Origin of the sequence: Streptomyces glaucus (genome assembly GCF_039533365.1) — a bacterium.
Taxonomy (GTDB): domain Bacteria; phylum Actinomycetota; class Actinomycetes; order Streptomycetales; family Streptomycetaceae; genus Streptomyces; species Streptomyces glaucus.
Genome location: NZ_BAAATK010000001.1, coordinates 262122 through 278647 on the forward strand (window position 1 = coordinate 262122; position 16526 = coordinate 278647).

At 74.2% G+C, this 16526-nt stretch carries 13 protein-coding genes, 1 tRNA gene and 3 pseudogenes; 9 read left to right on the top strand and 8 right to left on the bottom strand.

Annotation, left to right across the window (positions count from 1 at the left end):
* The 3 genes from ABD363_RS01160 to ABD363_RS01170 are packed head-to-tail and all read right to left on the bottom strand — an operon-like array spanning position 1 to position 3907.
* Entirely contained in the window at positions 1–1428 is a 1428-nt protein-coding gene (locus ABD363_RS01160) for an exopolysaccharide biosynthesis polyprenyl glycosylphosphotransferase (protein WP_344599424.1), read from the bottom strand.
* Complete coding sequence (locus ABD363_RS01165) at positions 1425–2741, bottom strand: glycosyltransferase (RefSeq protein WP_425577924.1); 1317 nt, start codon at positions 2739–2741, stop codon at positions 1425–1427. The genes ABD363_RS01160 and ABD363_RS01165 overlap by 4 nt, the downstream gene beginning before the upstream one ends.
* Positions 2742–2791: 50 nt before the next feature.
* Positions 2792–3907, bottom strand: coding sequence for a DUF3344 domain-containing protein (locus tag ABD363_RS01170; RefSeq protein ID WP_344599426.1), 1116 nt, complete (start codon positions 3905–3907; stop codon positions 2792–2794).
* A 434-nt stretch (positions 3908–4341) separates the two neighbouring features.
* Between ABD363_RS01170 and ABD363_RS01175 the strand changes: the two genes are divergently transcribed.
* The 6 genes from ABD363_RS01175 (at position 4342) to ABD363_RS01200 (ending at position 8633) form a co-directional block, all read left to right on the top strand.
* Positions 4342–5265, top strand: a complete 924-nt coding sequence (locus ABD363_RS01175; protein ID WP_344599427.1) for a hypothetical protein — start codon at positions 4342–4344, stop codon at positions 5263–5265.
* A gap of 338 nt (positions 5266–5603) precedes the next feature.
* The gene (locus tag ABD363_RS01180; RefSeq protein ID WP_344599428.1) at positions 5604–5873 is read left to right on the top strand and encodes a hypothetical protein; all 270 of its coding nucleotides are present in this window, start codon (positions 5604–5606) and stop codon (positions 5871–5873) included.
* A 186-nt stretch (positions 5874–6059) separates the two neighbouring features.
* On the top strand, positions 6060–6572 hold the full coding sequence (locus ABD363_RS01185) for a tyrosinase family oxidase copper chaperone (RefSeq protein ID WP_344599429.1): 513 nt from the start codon (positions 6060–6062) through the stop codon (positions 6570–6572).
* Entirely contained in the window at positions 6556–7422 is an 867-nt protein-coding gene (locus tag ABD363_RS01190; RefSeq protein ID WP_344599430.1) for a tyrosinase family protein, read from the top strand. The genes ABD363_RS01185 and ABD363_RS01190 overlap by 17 nt, the downstream gene beginning before the upstream one ends.
* Positions 7423–7918: 496 nt before the next feature.
* Positions 7919–8206, top strand: coding sequence for a hypothetical protein (locus ABD363_RS01195; protein ID WP_344599431.1), 288 nt, complete (start codon positions 7919–7921; stop codon positions 8204–8206).
* A 175-nt stretch (positions 8207–8381) separates the two neighbouring features.
* Positions 8382–8633: a hypothetical protein gene (locus ABD363_RS01200; RefSeq protein WP_344599432.1), complete on the top strand. Its 252-nt coding sequence runs from the start codon at positions 8382–8384 to the stop codon at positions 8631–8633.
* 482 nt (positions 8634–9115) lie between these two features.
* On the opposite strand, the pseudogene ABD363_RS01205 reads toward ABD363_RS01200, so the two are convergent.
* Positions 9116–10422 (bottom strand): annotated as a pseudogene (locus ABD363_RS01205) (IS701 family transposase).
* Between the two features lie 51 nt (positions 10423–10473).
* Here ABD363_RS01205 and ABD363_RS01210 point away from each other — a divergent pair.
* Positions 10474–11094: pseudogene (locus ABD363_RS01210) on the top strand (transposase); the annotation flags it as partial.
* A 208-nt stretch (positions 11095–11302) separates the two neighbouring features.
* On the opposite strand, the pseudogene ABD363_RS01215 reads toward ABD363_RS01210, so the two are convergent.
* The 4 genes and pseudogenes from ABD363_RS01215 to ABD363_RS01230 all read right to left on the bottom strand — a co-directional run.
* A pseudogene (locus ABD363_RS01215) lies at positions 11303–11440 on the bottom strand (VOC family protein); the annotation flags it as partial.
* Between the two features lie 166 nt (positions 11441–11606).
* Positions 11607–12065, bottom strand: a complete 459-nt coding sequence (locus ABD363_RS01220; RefSeq protein ID WP_344599433.1) for a type II toxin-antitoxin system VapC family toxin — start codon at positions 12063–12065, stop codon at positions 11607–11609.
* On the bottom strand, positions 12055–12324 hold the full coding sequence (locus ABD363_RS01225; protein WP_062145112.1) for a type II toxin-antitoxin system Phd/YefM family antitoxin: 270 nt from the start codon (positions 12322–12324) through the stop codon (positions 12055–12057). Before ABD363_RS01225 ends, ABD363_RS01220 begins: the two co-directional genes overlap by 11 nt.
* A 142-nt stretch (positions 12325–12466) precedes the next feature.
* Positions 12467–12539: transfer RNA gene (locus ABD363_RS01230), tRNA-Arg, on the bottom strand.
* A gap of 321 nt (positions 12540–12860) precedes the next feature.
* Here ABD363_RS01230 and ABD363_RS01235 point away from each other — a divergent pair.
* Entirely contained in the window at positions 12861–14468 is a 1608-nt protein-coding gene (locus ABD363_RS01235; protein ID WP_344599434.1) for a dynamin family protein, read from the top strand.
* A 3-nt stretch (positions 14469–14471) separates the two neighbouring features.
* Positions 14472–16448, top strand: coding sequence for a GTPase (locus ABD363_RS01240; protein WP_425577918.1), 1977 nt, complete (start codon positions 14472–14474; stop codon positions 16446–16448).
* Positions 16449–16526 lie beyond the last annotated feature (78 nt).

Genomic DNA, 16526 nt, shown 5'->3' on the forward strand with positions numbered 1-16526 from the left:
TCAGCTCCCCGTCGGACGCACCAGCGTGGCCGCGGTGCGCAGCAGGATGCACACGTCCTGCCACAGCGACCAGTCGTCGATGTAGGCGTTGTCGAACCGGCAGCGGTCCTCGATCGAGGTGTCGCCGCGCAGCCCGTGGACCTGGGCGAGGCCGGTGACACCGGTCCGCATCCGGTGGCGGGCCGCGTAGCCGGGGTAGGCCTGGCTGAACTGCGCCACGAAGTAGGGGCGTTCGGGCCGCGGCCCGACCAGGCTCATGTCGCCCCGGAGCACGTTCCACAGCTGGAGCAGCTCGTCCAGCGAGGTGCGCCGCAGCATGCGGCAGAACCAGCGCATCTCGTTCTCGTTCGCCACGCTCCACCGGGTCGCCGACTCGTGCTCGTCGGCCGGGCGGTGGGTGCGGAACTTCAGCAGCGTGAACGGCCGCCCGTCCCGGCCGATGCGCTCCTGCCGGAACACCACGCCCGGCCCGTCGCTGACCCGCAGCACCAGCGCGCACGCCAGGATCAGCGGACTCACCAGCAGCAACAGCGTGCCCGACACGAGGACGTCGAGCAGCCGCTTGCCCGCGCCGCCCCGGCGCCGCGGGCCCAGCTCCAGCCGCCGGCAGGCGAAACCGGCCAGCCGCTCCCGCGCCGCGTACGACGGGGCGTCGGCGTCGACCTCCCAGACCACGCAGCCCGACTCGGCCAGCTCCCGCAGCAGCGGCCCCTGGTCGGCGCGGACGGAGGGGTGCACGGTCAGCACCGCCCGCACCCCGTTCTGGATGACCGCGCGCTCGACCTCCTCGCCGGTCGTCAGCACCGGCAGACCCTCGGCGCCGTCCGGCTGCTCGGCGACGACCCCCACCGGCCGCACCCCGCACCGCGGGTGGCGCAGCACGGCGGCGGCCACGCGCTGCGCGGTCGCCGCCGGGCCGACGACGAGCGCGGTGTGCGGACGGCGCAGCAGCGCCGCGCGCCGCCGCCCGTGCACGGCCCCGCGCAGCGCGCAGGCCGCCGACGCCTGCAGGGCGAGCCCCGCCAGCACGGTGCCGGCGGACAGCGCGTGCTCCGGCCGGCAGGCCGTCCACACCACCGCGAGCACCAGCCAGGCGACCACGACGCGGCTCCACACGGCGGGCAGTTCGTCCAGCAGCCCCGGCACCGGCGGCCGGGCCCCGCGCGGGCGCAGCAGCAGCGACACGGCGATCAGCAGGGTGACGAGCAGCGGCTGGCGCTGCGCCTCGGTCAGCGCCGGCGTGCCCGCCACGGCGGCGACGCCGTCCGCGACGAGCAACGGGAGCGGCGAGGCCGGCCGGGCCGGGCGCCGCGGGACGGGGAACCGGGGACCGGTGGCGGCGCCGCGCGGCGGCATGACCGAGACGGAGGAGGGCCCGCGGTCCCACGGCTGCACGCCGGGGGAGGGGACGGTACGTTCGGCACTCACGAGTGGATGGACTCCCTGTGCTCGGACTCGGCGTGCTGGGGTGCCGGGTGCGCTTGGACGCCTCGGCCCGTGTCGAGCGGCCGGCCGGGTGCGGCGCCGCGGGCCTCGGTGCTCCCCCGCCCCCGGCTCCGCCCGAACGGGGGGATCCCCGCCCGGGGCGGGCGCGGGCTTCGGCCGGCGGGCGCCGCGTCGAGCAGGTCGCGGTAGACGTCCGCGATCCGCTCGGCGGCGTGCCGCACGTCGTGGGCGGACAGCACGTGCCGGCGGCCCCGGTCGCCGAGCGACGCGCGCAGCGGCGGGTCGAGCAGCAACTCGGCGACGGCCGCGGCCAGCCGGGCCGGCTGCTCCGGCGGGACCAGGCACCGGGCGGCGAGGGCGGGCGGCAGGCTCTCGCGGGCGCCGTCGACGTCCGTGACCACCACGGCCCGCCCGCAGGCCATCGCCTCCAGCGGGGCCAGCGCCATGCCCTCCCAGCGGGACGGCAGGACGACGAGGTCGGCGGCCTGGTACCACGCGGTGGCGTCGGGGACGGCGCCCGCGAACAGCACGGACCCGGGGGCGTCCGCGCGCAGCCGGTCGCGGTCCGGTCCGTCGCCGACCAGCACCAGGCGGGCGCCGGGCACCCGGCGCACGACCGCCTCCCAGGCCCGCAGCAGGACGTCCTGTCCCTTCTGCCGGCACAGCCGGCCCACGCAGACCGCGAGCGGCGCCGCCGGGTCGAGGCCGGCGAGCGGCGCGAGCCCGGCCCGTGCGGTGCCGGCGGCGGCCGGGCGGAAGCGCTCGGGGTCGATGCCGTTGGGGACGACGGCCCAGCGGGCGGCGATCCCGGCGCGCACGCCGGTCGCGCGCTCGGCCTCGCTCACGCACACCACCCGCCCGGCCCACCGCGCGCCCCATCGCTCCCACCGCAGCGCCAGGGCGGCGGTGCCCCCGCCGACCGCCTCGAACGACCAGGCGTGCGGCTGGAAGACCGTCGGGATCCGCCCGCGCACCGCGAGCCGCCCGGCGAGTCCGGCCTTCGCGCTGTGCGCGTGCACCAGGTCGGGGCGCACCTCGCCGGCCACGCGCGCCAGGCACCGCACCTCCCGGGCCAGGGAGGAGCCCGGCGACCGCGTCGCGGGCCAGTGCCGCACCGCCGCGCCGAGCGCCCGCACCCCGTCGGCGAACGCGCCGCCGGGGCAGGCCACGGTGACGTCCAGGCCGTCTGCCAGCTGCGCCCGGACCAGGTCCGTCACGACGCGCGCGACCCCGCCGTCGACCGGCTGGGTGACGTGCAGGACCCGGGGCCGAAAAGAGGCGGACGACGCGTGCACGGGTGCGGTCTCCTCGCTCACGGGGATGCTCGGGGCGGTCGGCACCGGGTTCACTGCCGGGCGTCGGCGGCCACGAAGAGCACGCCGGCCCACGCCGTGTCCCGCGAGGACCGGAGCCGGAGGGCCAGCCGGTCCCCGGCGTGCGGCAGCCCGCCCCCGAGGTCGAACACGTCGGAGTCGTAGCCCAGGGTGTTGGCGTACGCGGGCACCCGCACCGGATCGGCTCCGGGTCCGCTGATGGTGGAGTTCAGCACGTCGTCGCGGGGGTTGGCGGAGTCGGCGAGCGCGGTGGAGGCGGATCCGGCCGTCAGCGTGAGCGAGTCGCCGGCGGTGCCGCGGTCGCCGTTGTACGCCACCAGGCCCGCGCGGCCGCCCGCGCCCGCGGGGAAGCCCGCGCCGTCGAGCCGGACCTCCTGGTCCCCGCCGGACCGCAGCGGGGCGAAGCCGTCCCAGAGCGCGAGGTGCCGCAGCGGCTCCGCCGGGTTCTCGTACGCCACCACCAGCGTCCAGCCGCCCCACGCGCCGGCCGCCGACCTGCCCATGGCCACGTTGACCTGCGCCACGGTGTACAGGCCCGGCCCGCTGTCCCGCACCAGCGGCGTGACGTCCGCCGAGGCCTGGAAGGCGTCCGCGCCGTCCGCCACGCGGTGTCCGACGACCGTGTCCGCGAGCAGTTCCTTGTACGCCCCGCCGGGTTCGGCGATCAGCACCCGCCCGTTGTCCTCCGGCGGCTTCTGCTCGCCCACGCGCAGGTTGCCGCCCCAGTACAGGCGCGCGTACGTCACCCGCGCGCCGGCGGGCAGGCGGACCTCCGCGCGGGAGGAGTTGTAGGTGTTCGGGTCGTGGTCGACATCGGTGTAGAACATGTCGAAGTCGCCGTTCGCGCCGGCTCCGCCCGCCCGCGCGGACGAGCACGCGGACGCCGTGTCCCGCCCGGGGTCCGGCGCCTGGGGGGCGGTGCGGCAGCTGATGGACGCGTTGGCCGCGCGCACGATGCCGCCGTGCTGCAGCGCGTGGTACCGCCGGGTGAACGCGAGGGCGTCCGCCTCCGGCGCGGGGGGCGCGGCCGCCGCGGCGGCCGGGGCGCCGACGGGCGTCCACATCGCGGCGAGGGCGAGGACGCCCACGGTTGCGCGGTGCAGCAGCGGACCCAGGGAATGGCACATGACCGTCGGTGCCCTTTCGAAAACGGTTCGGGGTGGCGGAGGGCGGCACACGTGCGCGGTGTCCGCCGGGCGAAGGGGTGGGAGGTCCGCAACTCTAGCCACCAAACGGACAAACCTGACGAAACATGGAAAGTGTGTCGGAATGGTGAAGCCGATTCCCTCTCCGGCTTCACGCGTTCGGAGGTACGGACACCGCCGAACGGTGCGGCGCGTCCAGCCCGGCGCCGGCGCTCTCCCGGCGGTCCGCCGCGACGGGTGACCGCCGCCGCCCTCCCCGACGGCCGCCATGTCCGCTCCGTCTGACGCGCCGTCCGGCCGGCCGGACGGCGCGGACGGGAAAGCGGAGGCGTCACGAAGGGCCTACGAGCGGTTGCGGGGGCCCGCGGGTGCTTTCACGGTGGGTTCAGATCCAACGCCCGCCGAAAGGAATCCCCATGCGTGCTCTGCCCGCCCGGCGTATCGCGTCCAGCGCATTGTGCGCCGCCCTCCTGGTCGGGATCACCGGCCCCGCCGCCATGGCGGCCGACTCGGCCCGGGAGCACGGCCGCGCGGCCTCGGCCGGCACCCGGCTCACCGGCGCGGACGCGCGTCTGGCGGTGACCGGAGAACTCGACCGGAGCGGTCTCGCCCCGGTCGCCGACCTGCTGACCGCCGTGCTCGAGGAGGACGGCGGCCGGCTGTCGCCCCGCGAGGCCGAGGAACTGGGAGCCGCCGCACGGGCCGCCCTGGCCGACGCGGTCGCGAAGGCCCGGGCGCGCTCGGCCGCGCCGACGGCGTCGGCCCCCGCGACGGGCGCCCTGCCGCCGGCTCCCGCCCGGCCCACCGCCGGACCCACCGCCGGGCCCACCGCCGGACCCACTGCCGGGCCCGGGGAGTCCGGGCGGCGCGCCATCGCCCCGGACGATGTGCTGGAGGACGTGCTGAAGGCCGTCCAGGAAGCCCTCGAAGGCCTTCTGGACGCGGCCACCGCCGAGGACGTCGCCGGCACCGCCGACACCGACACCGACGACACCGACGACGTCGACGACATTGATGACGCCGTTGACACCGACACCGACACCGACACCGATGACGCCGACGACACCGACACCGATGACACCGACACCGACGACGTCGACGACACCGACGACACCGACAGCGTCGACGAGGTGACTTCGTCGGTCGACGACCTGCTGACCGAGCTGGACGACCTCCTCGACGCGCTGGGCGGCGCCGACCTCTCGAAGCTGCTCCTGCCCGAACCGGAGGAGTCGCCCGGCGCGTCGGCCCCGGCACCGGCGCCTTCGCTGCCGGCCGTGACGCTCCCGGCGCTGCCGGCCGCCACGCCGCTGCCGGCGGTACTGCTGCCGGCCTCGTGAGAGGTGCGCGAGCGCCGTACGGCCCGGCGCCGGCCCGTCCGGTCGTGGTGCCGGCCCCCGAGGGCCGGCACCACGACCGTCGTTCTTCCCGCCCCCTCCGGTTCCCTCCCGGGCTTCCTCCCCCCGAGGTCCCCTTTTCCTGAACATCTCATATGCGGAAATTCCATACGCGGAAATCCGATGAGGGGGAGAATCGTGCGGAAAGATTTCGTGCGCGGAAATCTCATATGAGCAATCGGCGATCTCCGGTACCTCCGGTTTCCGTCCCGGCAGGGAATCGTTGGGCACGGCGACACAATTCCCCTCCGGCACCCCGCGGTGCCGAAGAAAGGAACACGATGAAGCCCCTGAAGGCTGCCGCCGTCCTCGCCGGGTCCCTGATCGCCTCCGGTGCCGCCGCGCCCGCGTTCGCCCACTCCGGGCCCGCGCCCGCCGGCCTCAACGCCATCAGCCCGCTCAGGAACGTGACCGTTCTCGACGTGCCGCTGCCGGACGGGGCGAAGGCGCTCTACGCGGACGAGAACTCGCTGATCGAAACGGTGCGGAAGACCCCGGCCGCGCTGGACCACCACCGGGCGCCCCAGGGCGGTCCGCGGCAGCGGGGCTGAGACCACGCCGCACGAGGAGGGGCGGCCCCCGGCTGAGCCGGGGGCCGCCCCTCCTTTCGCGCCTTTCCCCTGTCCTCCTCGGGTGCGCGGCCGGTGACGGCCGCCGTCCCGGCCGCGCGGCGGTGACCGTACGGGACGCTCGGCGGTTACGGCTGCGGACAACCGAACCGGACGAAGGAGGAAACCATGGTCGTCAGCGCAGGCGGGACACCGGTGGGTGCCGAGGACGGAGCACCGGACCGCCCGGCGGGACCCGGGCCGGAGGCCAGAACGCGACGGCACGTGGCGCGCGGCCTGGGCGCCTGCGCGCTCGCCGCCGCCCTGGCCCCGGTGGTCGCCGCCTCCCGGCCGCAGCGCCCCGGCCCCGGCCCCGGACCCCGCAGCACCGCGGGCGGCACCGCCTTCGACCAGACCTACCGCGGCCGCCGCATCCGCGGTGTGCGGACCTCGGCGTGCGGCACCGCCGGGGACGGCCGGTGGCACGTCACCGTGGACGGCCGGCCCCTGCATCTGATGCGCCGCGCCGACGGCACCTGGCTGACCATGGTCGACCACTACTGCTCGTACCCGACACCGCTGGAGGCCGCCCGCGCCGCCGTCGACGAACTCGGCCCCGGCCGGCGGCTGCGCGACCTGGCCCCGGGACCGGCCGGCACGGCACACCCGCACACGGGAGGCCGGCATGGCGTACGTGCGTAAGGACGCCCGCACGCTCACCGCGGCCGAGAAGCGCCGGTTCGTCAACGCGCTGCTGGAGGTCAAACGGCGCGGCGAGTACGACGAGTTCGTACGGATGCACGTCGAGTACTTCTCCCCCGACGGCGAACGCGGACTGCGCGCCGCGCACATGGCGCCCTCCTTCCTGCCCTGGCACCGCCGCTTCCTGCTCGATCTGGAGGAGGCGCTGCGCCGGGTGGACTCGTCGGTGACCGTGCCGTACTGGGACTGGACACGCGATCGCACGACCGCTTCCGTCCCCTGGACGGCGGACCTGCTCGGGGGCAACGGGCGCCGCTCCGACCACCGGGTCATGACCGGCCCGTTCGCCTACGGGGAGGGCAACTGGACCCTCAGGGTGGGGGTGACCGACGAGGCGTTCCTCACCCGGGACCTCGGCCGCCGGCGCGATCCGATCGACCTGCCCACGAGGAACGAGCTGGAGTGGGCGCTGCAGGACCCCGTCTACGACGTGGCGCCCTGGGACTCGACGGTCACCCGGGGTTTCCGCAACAAGCTGGAGGGCTGGGGCACCGGCCGGGGCAGCGCGTCCTGGCGCAACCACAACCGGGTGCACCGCTGGATCGGCGGGGCGATGCTCGGCGGCGCCTCCGTCAACGACCCCGTCTTCTGGCTGCACCACGCCTTCGTGGACCTGCAGTGGTACCGCTGGCAGCGCCGGCACCGAGGAGCCCGCTACCTCCCCGCCGCACCGCCGGGCCCCGGCGACGAGCAGCGCGACCGGATCGTGGCACGGCACCAGAAGCTGCCGCCGTGGGACGTGACACCGGACGAGCTGGAGGACGTCAGCGACATCTACCGGTACGCGTGAGGCGGCGCGGGGCGCGGGGAGAGCCCCGGCGCCGGAGGGCGCCGGGGCTCCCGGACCGGGGCGACGCGCCGGCCGCCGTAGCCGCCCCCGCCGCCGTCCGCCCGGCGCCCTCCGCGGCCCCCGCCGTCTCCGGTGTCGCCGGCACCGGAGACGGCGGACGACCACCACCTCGACGACGCCACCGCCCGGCGACGCCGCCACCCCGGCGACACGCCGCGCCGTTCCGCCCGAAGCGGCTCCGACGCCTGCCGGGCCGCGTGCGCCACCGGCCGCCCCCCTGTGAGGAACCGCTGCTCAGCAACGGTTTCCGGGCACGCCGGGCCTCCAGACGCATTCGTCCGATTCATCCACAACGGAGCACAGAAGAGAGTTTTCAAGAAAATTTCGCAGTTGGGTGTTTCGTGTGCCGATGGGCCGTGACGGTCGCCTATAGTTTTCAACTGTCAGTGACCGGCCCGTTACGGGCCGTGTCGACTCGTACAAGAACGGAGCAGTAATGCGCAAGTTCCAGAAGGCTGCTGTCGTTGTGGCCATGGTCGGCAGCGTCGGCGCCCTGGGTGCCCCGACCGCTCTCGCGGCCGACAAGGGCAAGGACGTCAGCTTCGAGGTCTCGGGCGGCGGCTGCAAGGTGGAGAGCGACTCGATCGCCATCCTCAGCAACGTCGGCATTCTGAACGGTGGCATCGTTTCCGGCATCCTGCACTTCGGTGAGGACCAGGACGGCGCCCAGAAGCTGGACCAGGGCAACACCGTTGACTGCTCCACCCGCGGCTTCACCGGCTGATAGCCGAGCAGACAACTGAGGGCAGGTCCCGGGGCGCGAGCCCCGGGACCTCTCCCTGACACTCCTCACAACCCGAGCGTTGACCTCGCGCCCTCTCTTCCGGGGACCTGCACGCAGTGGCCGCGTGGTTCGAGACGTACAGCGCCTGGGGGATCTACCGCAAAGGACTTGGCGGATGCACAACTTGAAGAAGATCGCAGTGGTGGCGGGAATCCTGGGAGGGACCGCTCTGGCGGGGCTCGGCACCGCCCAGGCCCATGAGGCCGGCTTGCCCGCCTGTGACCAGAAGGCCGGCGACAAGCACTGCGGACAGAAGCGTGAGTACCGGTACGTCGACGACAACGGCCGGCGCGTCCACGTCGTGGTCCGGCGAGAGGCCTGCGCGGTCAAGGGCAGCACCGTGGACTGCTCTCTTCACCACCCCTGATCCGATCACCACCCCTGATCCGACCGGAGGCGCCGACGCCTCCTCGCGGCAGCCGTCCTGACCCCTGCCCGGCCGACGTGCCCCCGGCCGTGACGCCCTGGACGGCGGCTGTTCGAACGGCCAGATGGCCGGATCCGTTCCCCCGGATCCGGCCATTCGGCGTTCCCGGACGGCTCCGCGGAGTGCCGGGCGGAGGGGAGCTGTGGACTTTCGGCGGGTCGTCGAACGTCCGGGGGCGGCTCGACGGTGGGGCGCATGCGGCGGAGGACGGTGGATCGCACCGGTGGCGCACCGCCTCGGACGGTGGCCGATTTCCTGCTTGATCATACGGCGGGCGCCGTGCCGGGCGAGGTATTCGTACGCGCGAGTCGCACTTCACCCGGACCGGTCGCGGACGGTGAGGACGCCCTCCGGCGAAGACGCCCTCCCCGGGAGGGCGGGAGGCGGCGCCCCCGGCAGGACTCGAACCTGCGGCCAAGCGCTTAGCGCTCCAGTGCGGTTTCGTGATCTATCCGCTGGTCTCGTCGGCTGACCGTCGTCGGTAGTGGCTGCGCCGGGCTGTTGCCTGGTGGCGTCTGCGCCAGTCTGACCAGTGCAGCAGTCTGGCCGGGGCCACGACTGGTGGGTTGAGGGCGGCGGCGAACAGACGGCGGATTTCCGGGACGGTCAGGGCGATCGGGTCGCTGCCGCGGGTGTCGTGATGCGGTTCTTCCGCCCGGTTGGGAGCTGCGTCGGCGGTGACAGCGACGAGGAAGGCCAGCGCGAGCATGGCGAGTGTCACGTGCCGGTGCCAGCCGTTCCAGTGCCTCACCTGGTAGTGATCCAGGCCGACTTGGCCCTTGGCGGCCTGGAAGCATTCTTCGACGCTCCAGCGAGTGCCGGCCACACGGACGAGTTCAGCCAGCGGTGCTGCGGTGGGTGACCAGCACAGGCAGAAGGTGAATCCCCCCGTGGGGTTGCGACGGATCAGCGGGTGGCGGTGCTTGTCGGTGCTGATGCCGATCCAGGCCCAGTCGTAGTGGCGCGGGCCCTTTGCCCCGGCTCCGGCGCTTTGCCGGTGCCAAGCGGCCTCGGGCAGGCGGCCGGCGACCGTGTCCGCGCGGATCGGGGTGCGGCCGGAGTTGATCCGGACCCGGACGGAGCAGGCGACGGCCAGGACATAACCCGTTCCGCGTGCTTCCAGGGCGGCACGAAGCTGCGGGTCCTGCCCGTATGCTTCGTCGCCGGTCACCCACGGTGCCTCCACCCCGGCGTCCGGTGCGGCGGTGATCATCTCCCAGGCCAGCCGGGGCTTGGTCGCGAACTGCACATCGCCGGGCACTCCGGCCGCGTCCCGGCGCTTGGTGTCACCGCACCAGGAATGCTCGGGCAGGTAGAGCCGACGGTCGATCAGTGCCCTCCCCCGGCTGGTGGCGTAAGCGAGGAAGACGCCGACCCGGCTGTTCTCGACGCGTCCCGCGGTGCCGGTGTACTGCCGCTGCACGCCCGCCGAGGACCGGCCCTTCTTCACGAAGCCGGTCTCGTCGACGATCAGTACTCCACCTTCGGTGCCGAGGTGCTCGACGGCCTAGGCGCGGACCTCGTCGCGGACGGCATCGGCGTCCCAGCGGGCGCTTCACAGCAGACGCTGCATAGGCCCGGGACGGGCGTGACCTGCCTGTTCGGCCAGCCGTCAGCAGTTCTTGCGCTCGCCGCCGGACAGCAGCCCGAGCAGGTACGCGCGGGCGGTCGCCCGAGGTTCCACCCGTCGGAACCGGCCAGCGATTCGGGCCATAGCCTGGTCGAACATCGCCCGCCACCGGGCAGGGTCTGCGCTATGGCCCGCGGCCACCGCACGATCGGGGTGACCATCACCGCCGCCATCCGCCAGGCAGTTCTGCAGATCCCCGCCTCAGCGTGGACACCCGCCGTCGAGCCGGACGGCGAGATCCGCGACGGCGCCTGGGTCGCCGAGATCGACGCCAGCAGCGACTGCCTGACCGGCTGGCCGAAGGGGATACGGCTGATCGCCCGCAAGGAACGCCCGCACCCGGGCGCCCAGTTGCGGTTCACCGACGCCGACGGGACGCGGCTGACCTGCTTCGCCACCAACACCAAGCACACCCCGATCGCCGAGCTGGAACTGCGGCACCGCCAGCGGGCCCGCGCCGAGGACCGCATCCGCGCCGCGAGGGCCACCGGCCTGCGCAACCTGCCCCTGCACGACAGCGCACAGAACCAGATCTGGCTGGAGATCGTCCAGATCGCCCTGGACCTGCTGGCCTGGATGCCCCTTCTGGCCCTGACCGCCAAAGCTCGGCTCCGGGAGCCCCGCCGCCTGCGCCTGCGGCTGTTCACCACCGCCGCACAGCTCGTCACCACCGGCCGCCGCCGCATCCTCCGCCTGGCACACCACTGGCCTTGGACCGACGTGATCACCAACGCGCTCGCCCGGCTTGAAGCCCTCCCGAACCCCGGCTGACCAGCAGCGTTCCGCCCCTACGAGCAGCAAGCACACCCCGGAGCCGTGGAACCCGGCGTCCACCCGGCGCGACAGCCGGGCCAGCAGCCTGCCCACAAGCAGAAATCCCCGCCCTGAACGAGCAGAAAGGGTCCGTCAGCAAGCTGACGGACCCTCATGCAAGATCGGGGCTAGAAGGTGTCAGGATCGAGCGATGGGCTCACCTGCGTCTTCGCCGGTCGCTCCAAGTGACAAAACCCGCGGGCGGCGGCGGTATGACGTACCCCAGCACCTCGCACCAGAAACGAGCGAGCCGCTCGGGTTCTGCGCAGTCGAAGGTGACTTGGAACTTCCTGATCGGCGTCATCGGGTAACTGTATGGGCACGTGCCGGCACCGAGGCTCCGGGCGCCATCTCCGTGTATATCGAGTTCCCGCGTGACGTGAGTTGGTGACGGGCGGTGGTGTCCGCGACCGGGAGTGGAACCACCTTGGCTTCCGGCGCAGGGCGGGGCGGGGCGGGGCGGACGGTTACTACCGGTCGTGCAGGATCTCGGGCCGGGTGACGGGCACGATGGTGATCAAGTCGTCGAGGCCCTTGAAGTCGTCGGGGTTGGTAGTGAACAGGGGGAGTCCCTCGGCGGCCGCGACGGCGGCGATCATCAGGTCGGCCACACGACGGCGGGGCTTGCGGCCTGCGGAGACGACGGCGGCGCAGATTCTGCCGTAGATACGAGCGGCCTCCACGTCGAAGGGGATGGGGTCGAATTCATTCTCGGCGCGCTGCAGGACGTCCGTGCGGCGGGCCCGCTCGGCGTGTTCGTCGTAGTCGCTCTGCTCGTCGCTGCCGCGTACCTGGTGGGGGCCTGCCGAGAGTTCCGCGAGAGTGATGGCGCTGATGGCCATCTCGGCGGGCAGCTCGTCGGCGTCGATCCACTTGCGCAAGATCATGATGTTGGTGTCGAGCAGGCCTTGCTCGTGCTCAACGGGCATACGGGTCGTCCAACTCCTGCTCGACGACGGCGTCCTGGTCGTCGCGGAAGGCGTCCAGCGAGATGTCGGGGGCGGTGCGTGACATGGCCGCGAACTCGGCGCGGGGAACGAAGCGGCGACGGCGGCGGAGCGGGATCAGCTCGCCGACACGGTGCCCGTCGCGGGTGACGGTGAACGCCTGTCCTCCCTGGACGGCGTCCATGATCTCTTTGGAGCGGGTGCGCAGATCGCGCTGAGTGATCTCCGGCTGCGCTGTCATGCTGTCCACGATAGCGAAGGTGTGCTACCCGGTGCTACGCCGTTCCCGCGGTTGCGGACAGGCGAAGGCGCCTGCTCTGGAGCGATGTGCATCCGGACACGAAAAAGCCCCTCACGCGTTTCCGCAGGTGAGAGGCTGTATGCGCCCCCGGCAGGACTCGAACCTGCGGCCAAGCGCTTAGAAGGCGCCTGCTCTATCCACTGAGCTACGGGGGCCTGGTGTGGTGGCCTCTGTCGTGGTGCCCGGGTGTGGGCCGATCCGTGACGTTGCCGGGGACAAGGATAGGGCTCCCGACTCCTTGTCCCTGCCGCTTCGCCTCCGTGGCTCGATGTGGAGGTTCGGTGAAGCGGTCCTGATAATCGCAGGCAGGTGCGAATCGCGCACCGCTTTTGGCGCCTCCCGCCCCGGGTGTTGTGCACTCGTTATGCCTGGGCTGTGCCCGCGCCCGACTCGCCCCTTCCGCCCCTTCTGTTCTGTCGGCGCGCAGACATGCTCATATGCTTCAGAATTCCCCTAAAATTGGGCATTCTTCGCATGTGGTGACCTTGGACGTACGGCCTCAGCTGCTCGACGCACTCCTCACCCTGCGCAACCGTGTCGCGGCCGCACGCTTCCCGCTGCCCCTGGCGGGGGCCCCACGCGCGCGTGCCGACCGTGACGAACTGCTCGCGCAGCTCGACGACTACCTGGTGCCCCGGCTGAAAGAGCCCGAAGCGCCGCTGCTGGCCGTCGTCGGGGGATCCACCGGAGCCGGGAAGTCGACGCTGGTGAACTCGATCGTGGGGCGGCGGGTCAGCGAGGCGGGCGTGCTGCGGCCGACGACCCGGACTCCGGTGCTGGTCTGCCATCCGGAGGACCACCACTGGTTCAGCGGGATGAGGGTGCTGCCCGGCCTCACGCGCGTGTGGGTGCCGCAGCGCGATCCCGCGGACGACCTGCTGCTGCCGGGCGAGGACCCCGCGCGCCTGCTGCGGATCGAGACCGTCGAGACGCTGCCGCCCGGTCTCGCCCTGCTCGACGCGCCCGACGTCGACTCCCTGGTCTCCGACAGCCGCGTCCTGGCCGCCGAACTGATCTGCGCGGCCGACATCTGGGTGATGGTGACCACCGCCGCCCGCTACGCCGACGCCGTGCCCTGGCACCTGCTGCGCGCCGCCAAGGAGTACGACGTCACCCTGGTCACGGTGCTCGACCGGGTGCCCCACCAGGTGGTGACCGAGGTGGCGCGGCAGTACGGGGCACTGCTCACCAGGGCCGGGCTCGGCGACGTGCCCCGCTTCACCGTGCCCGAACTGCCCGAGTCCGCCTGGGGCGGCGGGCTGCTGCCGGCCACCGCCGTGGCGCCGCTGCGCACCTGGCTCGTCCACCAGACGCAGGACCCCGCGGCCCGGCAGCACGTCATGGCCCGTACCGCCCGCGGAGTCCTCGACTCGCTCAGGTCCCGGACGCCCGAACTGGCCGGCGCCGCCGCCGCCCAGTACGCGGCCGCGCTGCGCCTGACCGCCGCCGTCGACGGGGCGTACGACGCCGAGCACGCGCGCGTGCGGGGCCGGCTGCGGGGCGGGGCCGTGCTCGCCGGGGACGCCCTGAAGCGGTGGCGGGCCTTCCCGCTGGACTGCTCCGCCGGGGAACTCCTCGACTCGCTGACGGAGAGCCTGAGCACGCTGCTGCTGTGCGCCGTCACCGCCGCCGACGAACGCGTCGACGAGGCCTGGCGGCGCGAACCGGCCGCGGCCGCCCCGGAGCTGGCGCGGCCCGAGCGGTCCGCGGAAGGCCTGGAGCACCGTGTCGAGCTGGCCGTACGGCGGTGGCGGCGGGAGCTGGAGGAGTACGCCGAGGAGGAGGTGCGCGAGCTCGACCGCAGCGTCGCGCCGGATCCCGAGGCGGTCACCGCCCTGGTCGCCACCGCGCTGCTGGGCGGCCGGCGGGCGCGCGGCTCGGGCGAGCGGCTCGCCGAGCGGATCGGCGCGCACGGGGCGCTGCGGCTGCGCGACCGGGGCGGACGGCTCCTGACCGGGCTCGTCGACCGGGTCCTGCGCGCCGAACGCGAACGCCGGCTCGCCCCGCTCGACGCGCTCGACGTGCACCCCGGGTCCCAGGCCGGACTCATCGCCGCGCTGTCCGTACTGCTGAAGGAGAGGTGACCGGTGACCGCCGCCACTGACCAGGACCACACCGAGCACCCCGGTCACCCGGGGACCGCGGCCCCCGCGGGCGAGCACTCCGGGGACCGGCCCCCCGCACAGGACGGCTCCGGGCCCGGGCGCGCGGAGAAGGAGACGGGCCGGACGCCCCACACGCACGGGAAGGAGGCCGACATGCCCGGCCGTACGGACGAGGACTCCCCCGGCGGCTCCCCCCGCCCCTCCGGCGCCCCGCCCGGTGACGCCCCCGGCCGTGGGGGACCCGCGGGCGCCTGGGACGACGGGCTGATCGCGCGGCGGGTGGCCGAGGGGGAGAACGCCGAGCAGTTCACCGCCGTGGAGAACCGGCCGCCCGGTGGGCCGGCCACGACGCCGATGGTGTACGACAGGCCGCTGCGGTCGCGGCTCGACGCGCTGCGCGAACTGGTGGGGCTCTCCCGCGCCCGGCTGGACAACCGGACCCTCGCCGAGGCGGGCCGGGTGCTGGACGAGGCCGCCGCGCGGCGCAGGCACTCCGGGCAGCACACCGTCGTCGCCATCGCGGGCGCCACCGGGAGCGGCAAGTCGCAGCTGTTCAACATGCTCGCCGGCGTGCCGATCTCGGAGACGGGCGTACGCCGGCCGACCACCACGGCGCCCATCGCGTGCAGCTGGAGCGACGGCGCGGCCAGCCTCATCGAGCGGCTCGGCATCCCGCCCCGCCTGCGGCGGCGCCCCCTGCAGAACGGGGACGCGGACCCCCAGCTGCGCGGACTCGTCCTGGTCGACCTGCTCGACCACGACTCGGCCGCCGTGCACCACCGCGAGCAGGTGGACCGCATCCTCAGGCTCGTCGACGCGGTGATCTGGGTCGTCGACCCCGAGAAGTACGCCGACGCCGTCCTGCACGAGCGCTACCTGCGGCCCATGGCGGGCCACGCGGAGGTCATGTTCGTCGTCCTCAACCAGATCGACCGGCTGCCCGGGGAGGCCGCCGAGCAGGTCCTCGACGACCTGCGGCGCCTGCTCGACGAGGACGGGATCGCCCTGGGGGAGTACGGCGAACCGGGCGCGACCGTGCTCGCGCTGTCCGCGCTCACCGGGGACGGGGTCGGCGAACTGCGCGAGGCGCTCGGACAGTTCGTGGCGCAGCGGACGGCGCCGGCCCGCCGGATCTCGGCCGACGTGGACGCCGCCGCGTGGCGGCTGCGGCCCGTCTACGTCACCGGGCGGCGGACCGGGCTGAGCGAGCAGGCGCGGGAGGAGTTCGCGGCCCGCCTCGCGGACGCGGTCGGCGCCACCGCGGCGGGCGAGGCGGCCGAACGCGCGTGGCTGCGCAACGCCAACCGCGCCTGCGGGACGCCCTGGCTGCGGCTGTGGCACTGGTACCAGGACCGGGGGGAGCCGCCCACCGGACGACTCCCCGCGCGCGCCCGGGCGGACGAGGAGACCACGGCCCGGCAACGGGTCGAACAGGCGGTGCGCACGGTGGCCGACCGCGCGTCGGCCGGGCTGCCCGCGCCCTGGGCGCAGGCGGTGCGCGAGGCGGCCGCACGCGGCGCGCAGGGGCTGCCCGAGGCGCTGGACGAGCTGGCGGCGCGGCACGGACCGCCGCCCGGGCGGCCGCCGCGGCCGGGGTGGTGGCCGGTGGCCGTGCTGACCCAGGCGTCGATGACGGTCCTTCAGTTCGTGGGCGGACTGTGGCTGCTGGGCCAGATCGTCGGGGTGATGTCGCCCAACCTCGGCGTGCCGGTGCTGCTGATGGTGATCGGGATCGTCGGCGGCCCCCTGGTCGAGTGGAGCTGCCGGATGGCGGCGCGCGGCCCGGCCCGCAGATACGGCCTGGAGGCGGAACGCCGCTTGCGGGAGGCGGCCGCCGGATGCGGCCGGGCCCGCGTCCTGGACCCCGTGGCGGCGGAGCTGCTGCGGTACCGGGAGGTCCGGGAGCAGTACGGGAGGGTCGTGGGGACGGGGACGGGGGCGGAGGCCGGGGGGAGCTGAGGCGGCCCGGGCCGCCTCACCCGTACGGGCGGCGGAGTTCTCCACAGGCGGGCGGTGGTCCACAGCGCCCGGCGGGTC

What these genes read in the sequence shown, in the direction of transcription:
- ABD363_RS01220 (WP_344599433.1), bottom strand. Translation starts at nt 12,065, where the DNA reads ATGCCCGTTGAGCACGAGCAAGGCCTGCTCGACACCAACATCATGATC.
- ABD363_RS01170 (WP_344599426.1), bottom strand. Translation starts at nt 3,907, where the DNA reads ATGTGCCATTCCCTGGGTCCGCTGCTGCACCGCGCAACCGTGGGCGTC.
- ABD363_RS01190 (WP_344599430.1), top strand. Translation starts at nt 6,556, where the DNA reads ATGGCGTACGTGCGTAAGGACGCCCGCACGCTCACCGCGGCCGAGAAG.
- ABD363_RS01180 (WP_344599428.1), top strand. Translation starts at nt 5,604, where the DNA reads ATGAAGCCCCTGAAGGCTGCCGCCGTCCTCGCCGGGTCCCTGATCGCC.
- ABD363_RS01185 (WP_344599429.1), top strand. Translation starts at nt 6,060, where the DNA reads ATGGTCGTCAGCGCAGGCGGGACACCGGTGGGTGCCGAGGACGGAGCA.
- ABD363_RS01195 (WP_344599431.1), top strand. Translation starts at nt 7,919, where the DNA reads ATGCGCAAGTTCCAGAAGGCTGCTGTCGTTGTGGCCATGGTCGGCAGC.
- ABD363_RS01225 (WP_062145112.1), bottom strand. Translation starts at nt 12,324, where the DNA reads ATGACAGCGCAGCCGGAGATCACTCAGCGCGATCTGCGCACCCGCTCC.
- ABD363_RS01200 (WP_344599432.1), top strand. Translation starts at nt 8,382, where the DNA reads ATGCACAACTTGAAGAAGATCGCAGTGGTGGCGGGAATCCTGGGAGGG.
- ABD363_RS01175 (WP_344599427.1), top strand. Translation starts at nt 4,342, where the DNA reads ATGCGTGCTCTGCCCGCCCGGCGTATCGCGTCCAGCGCATTGTGCGCC.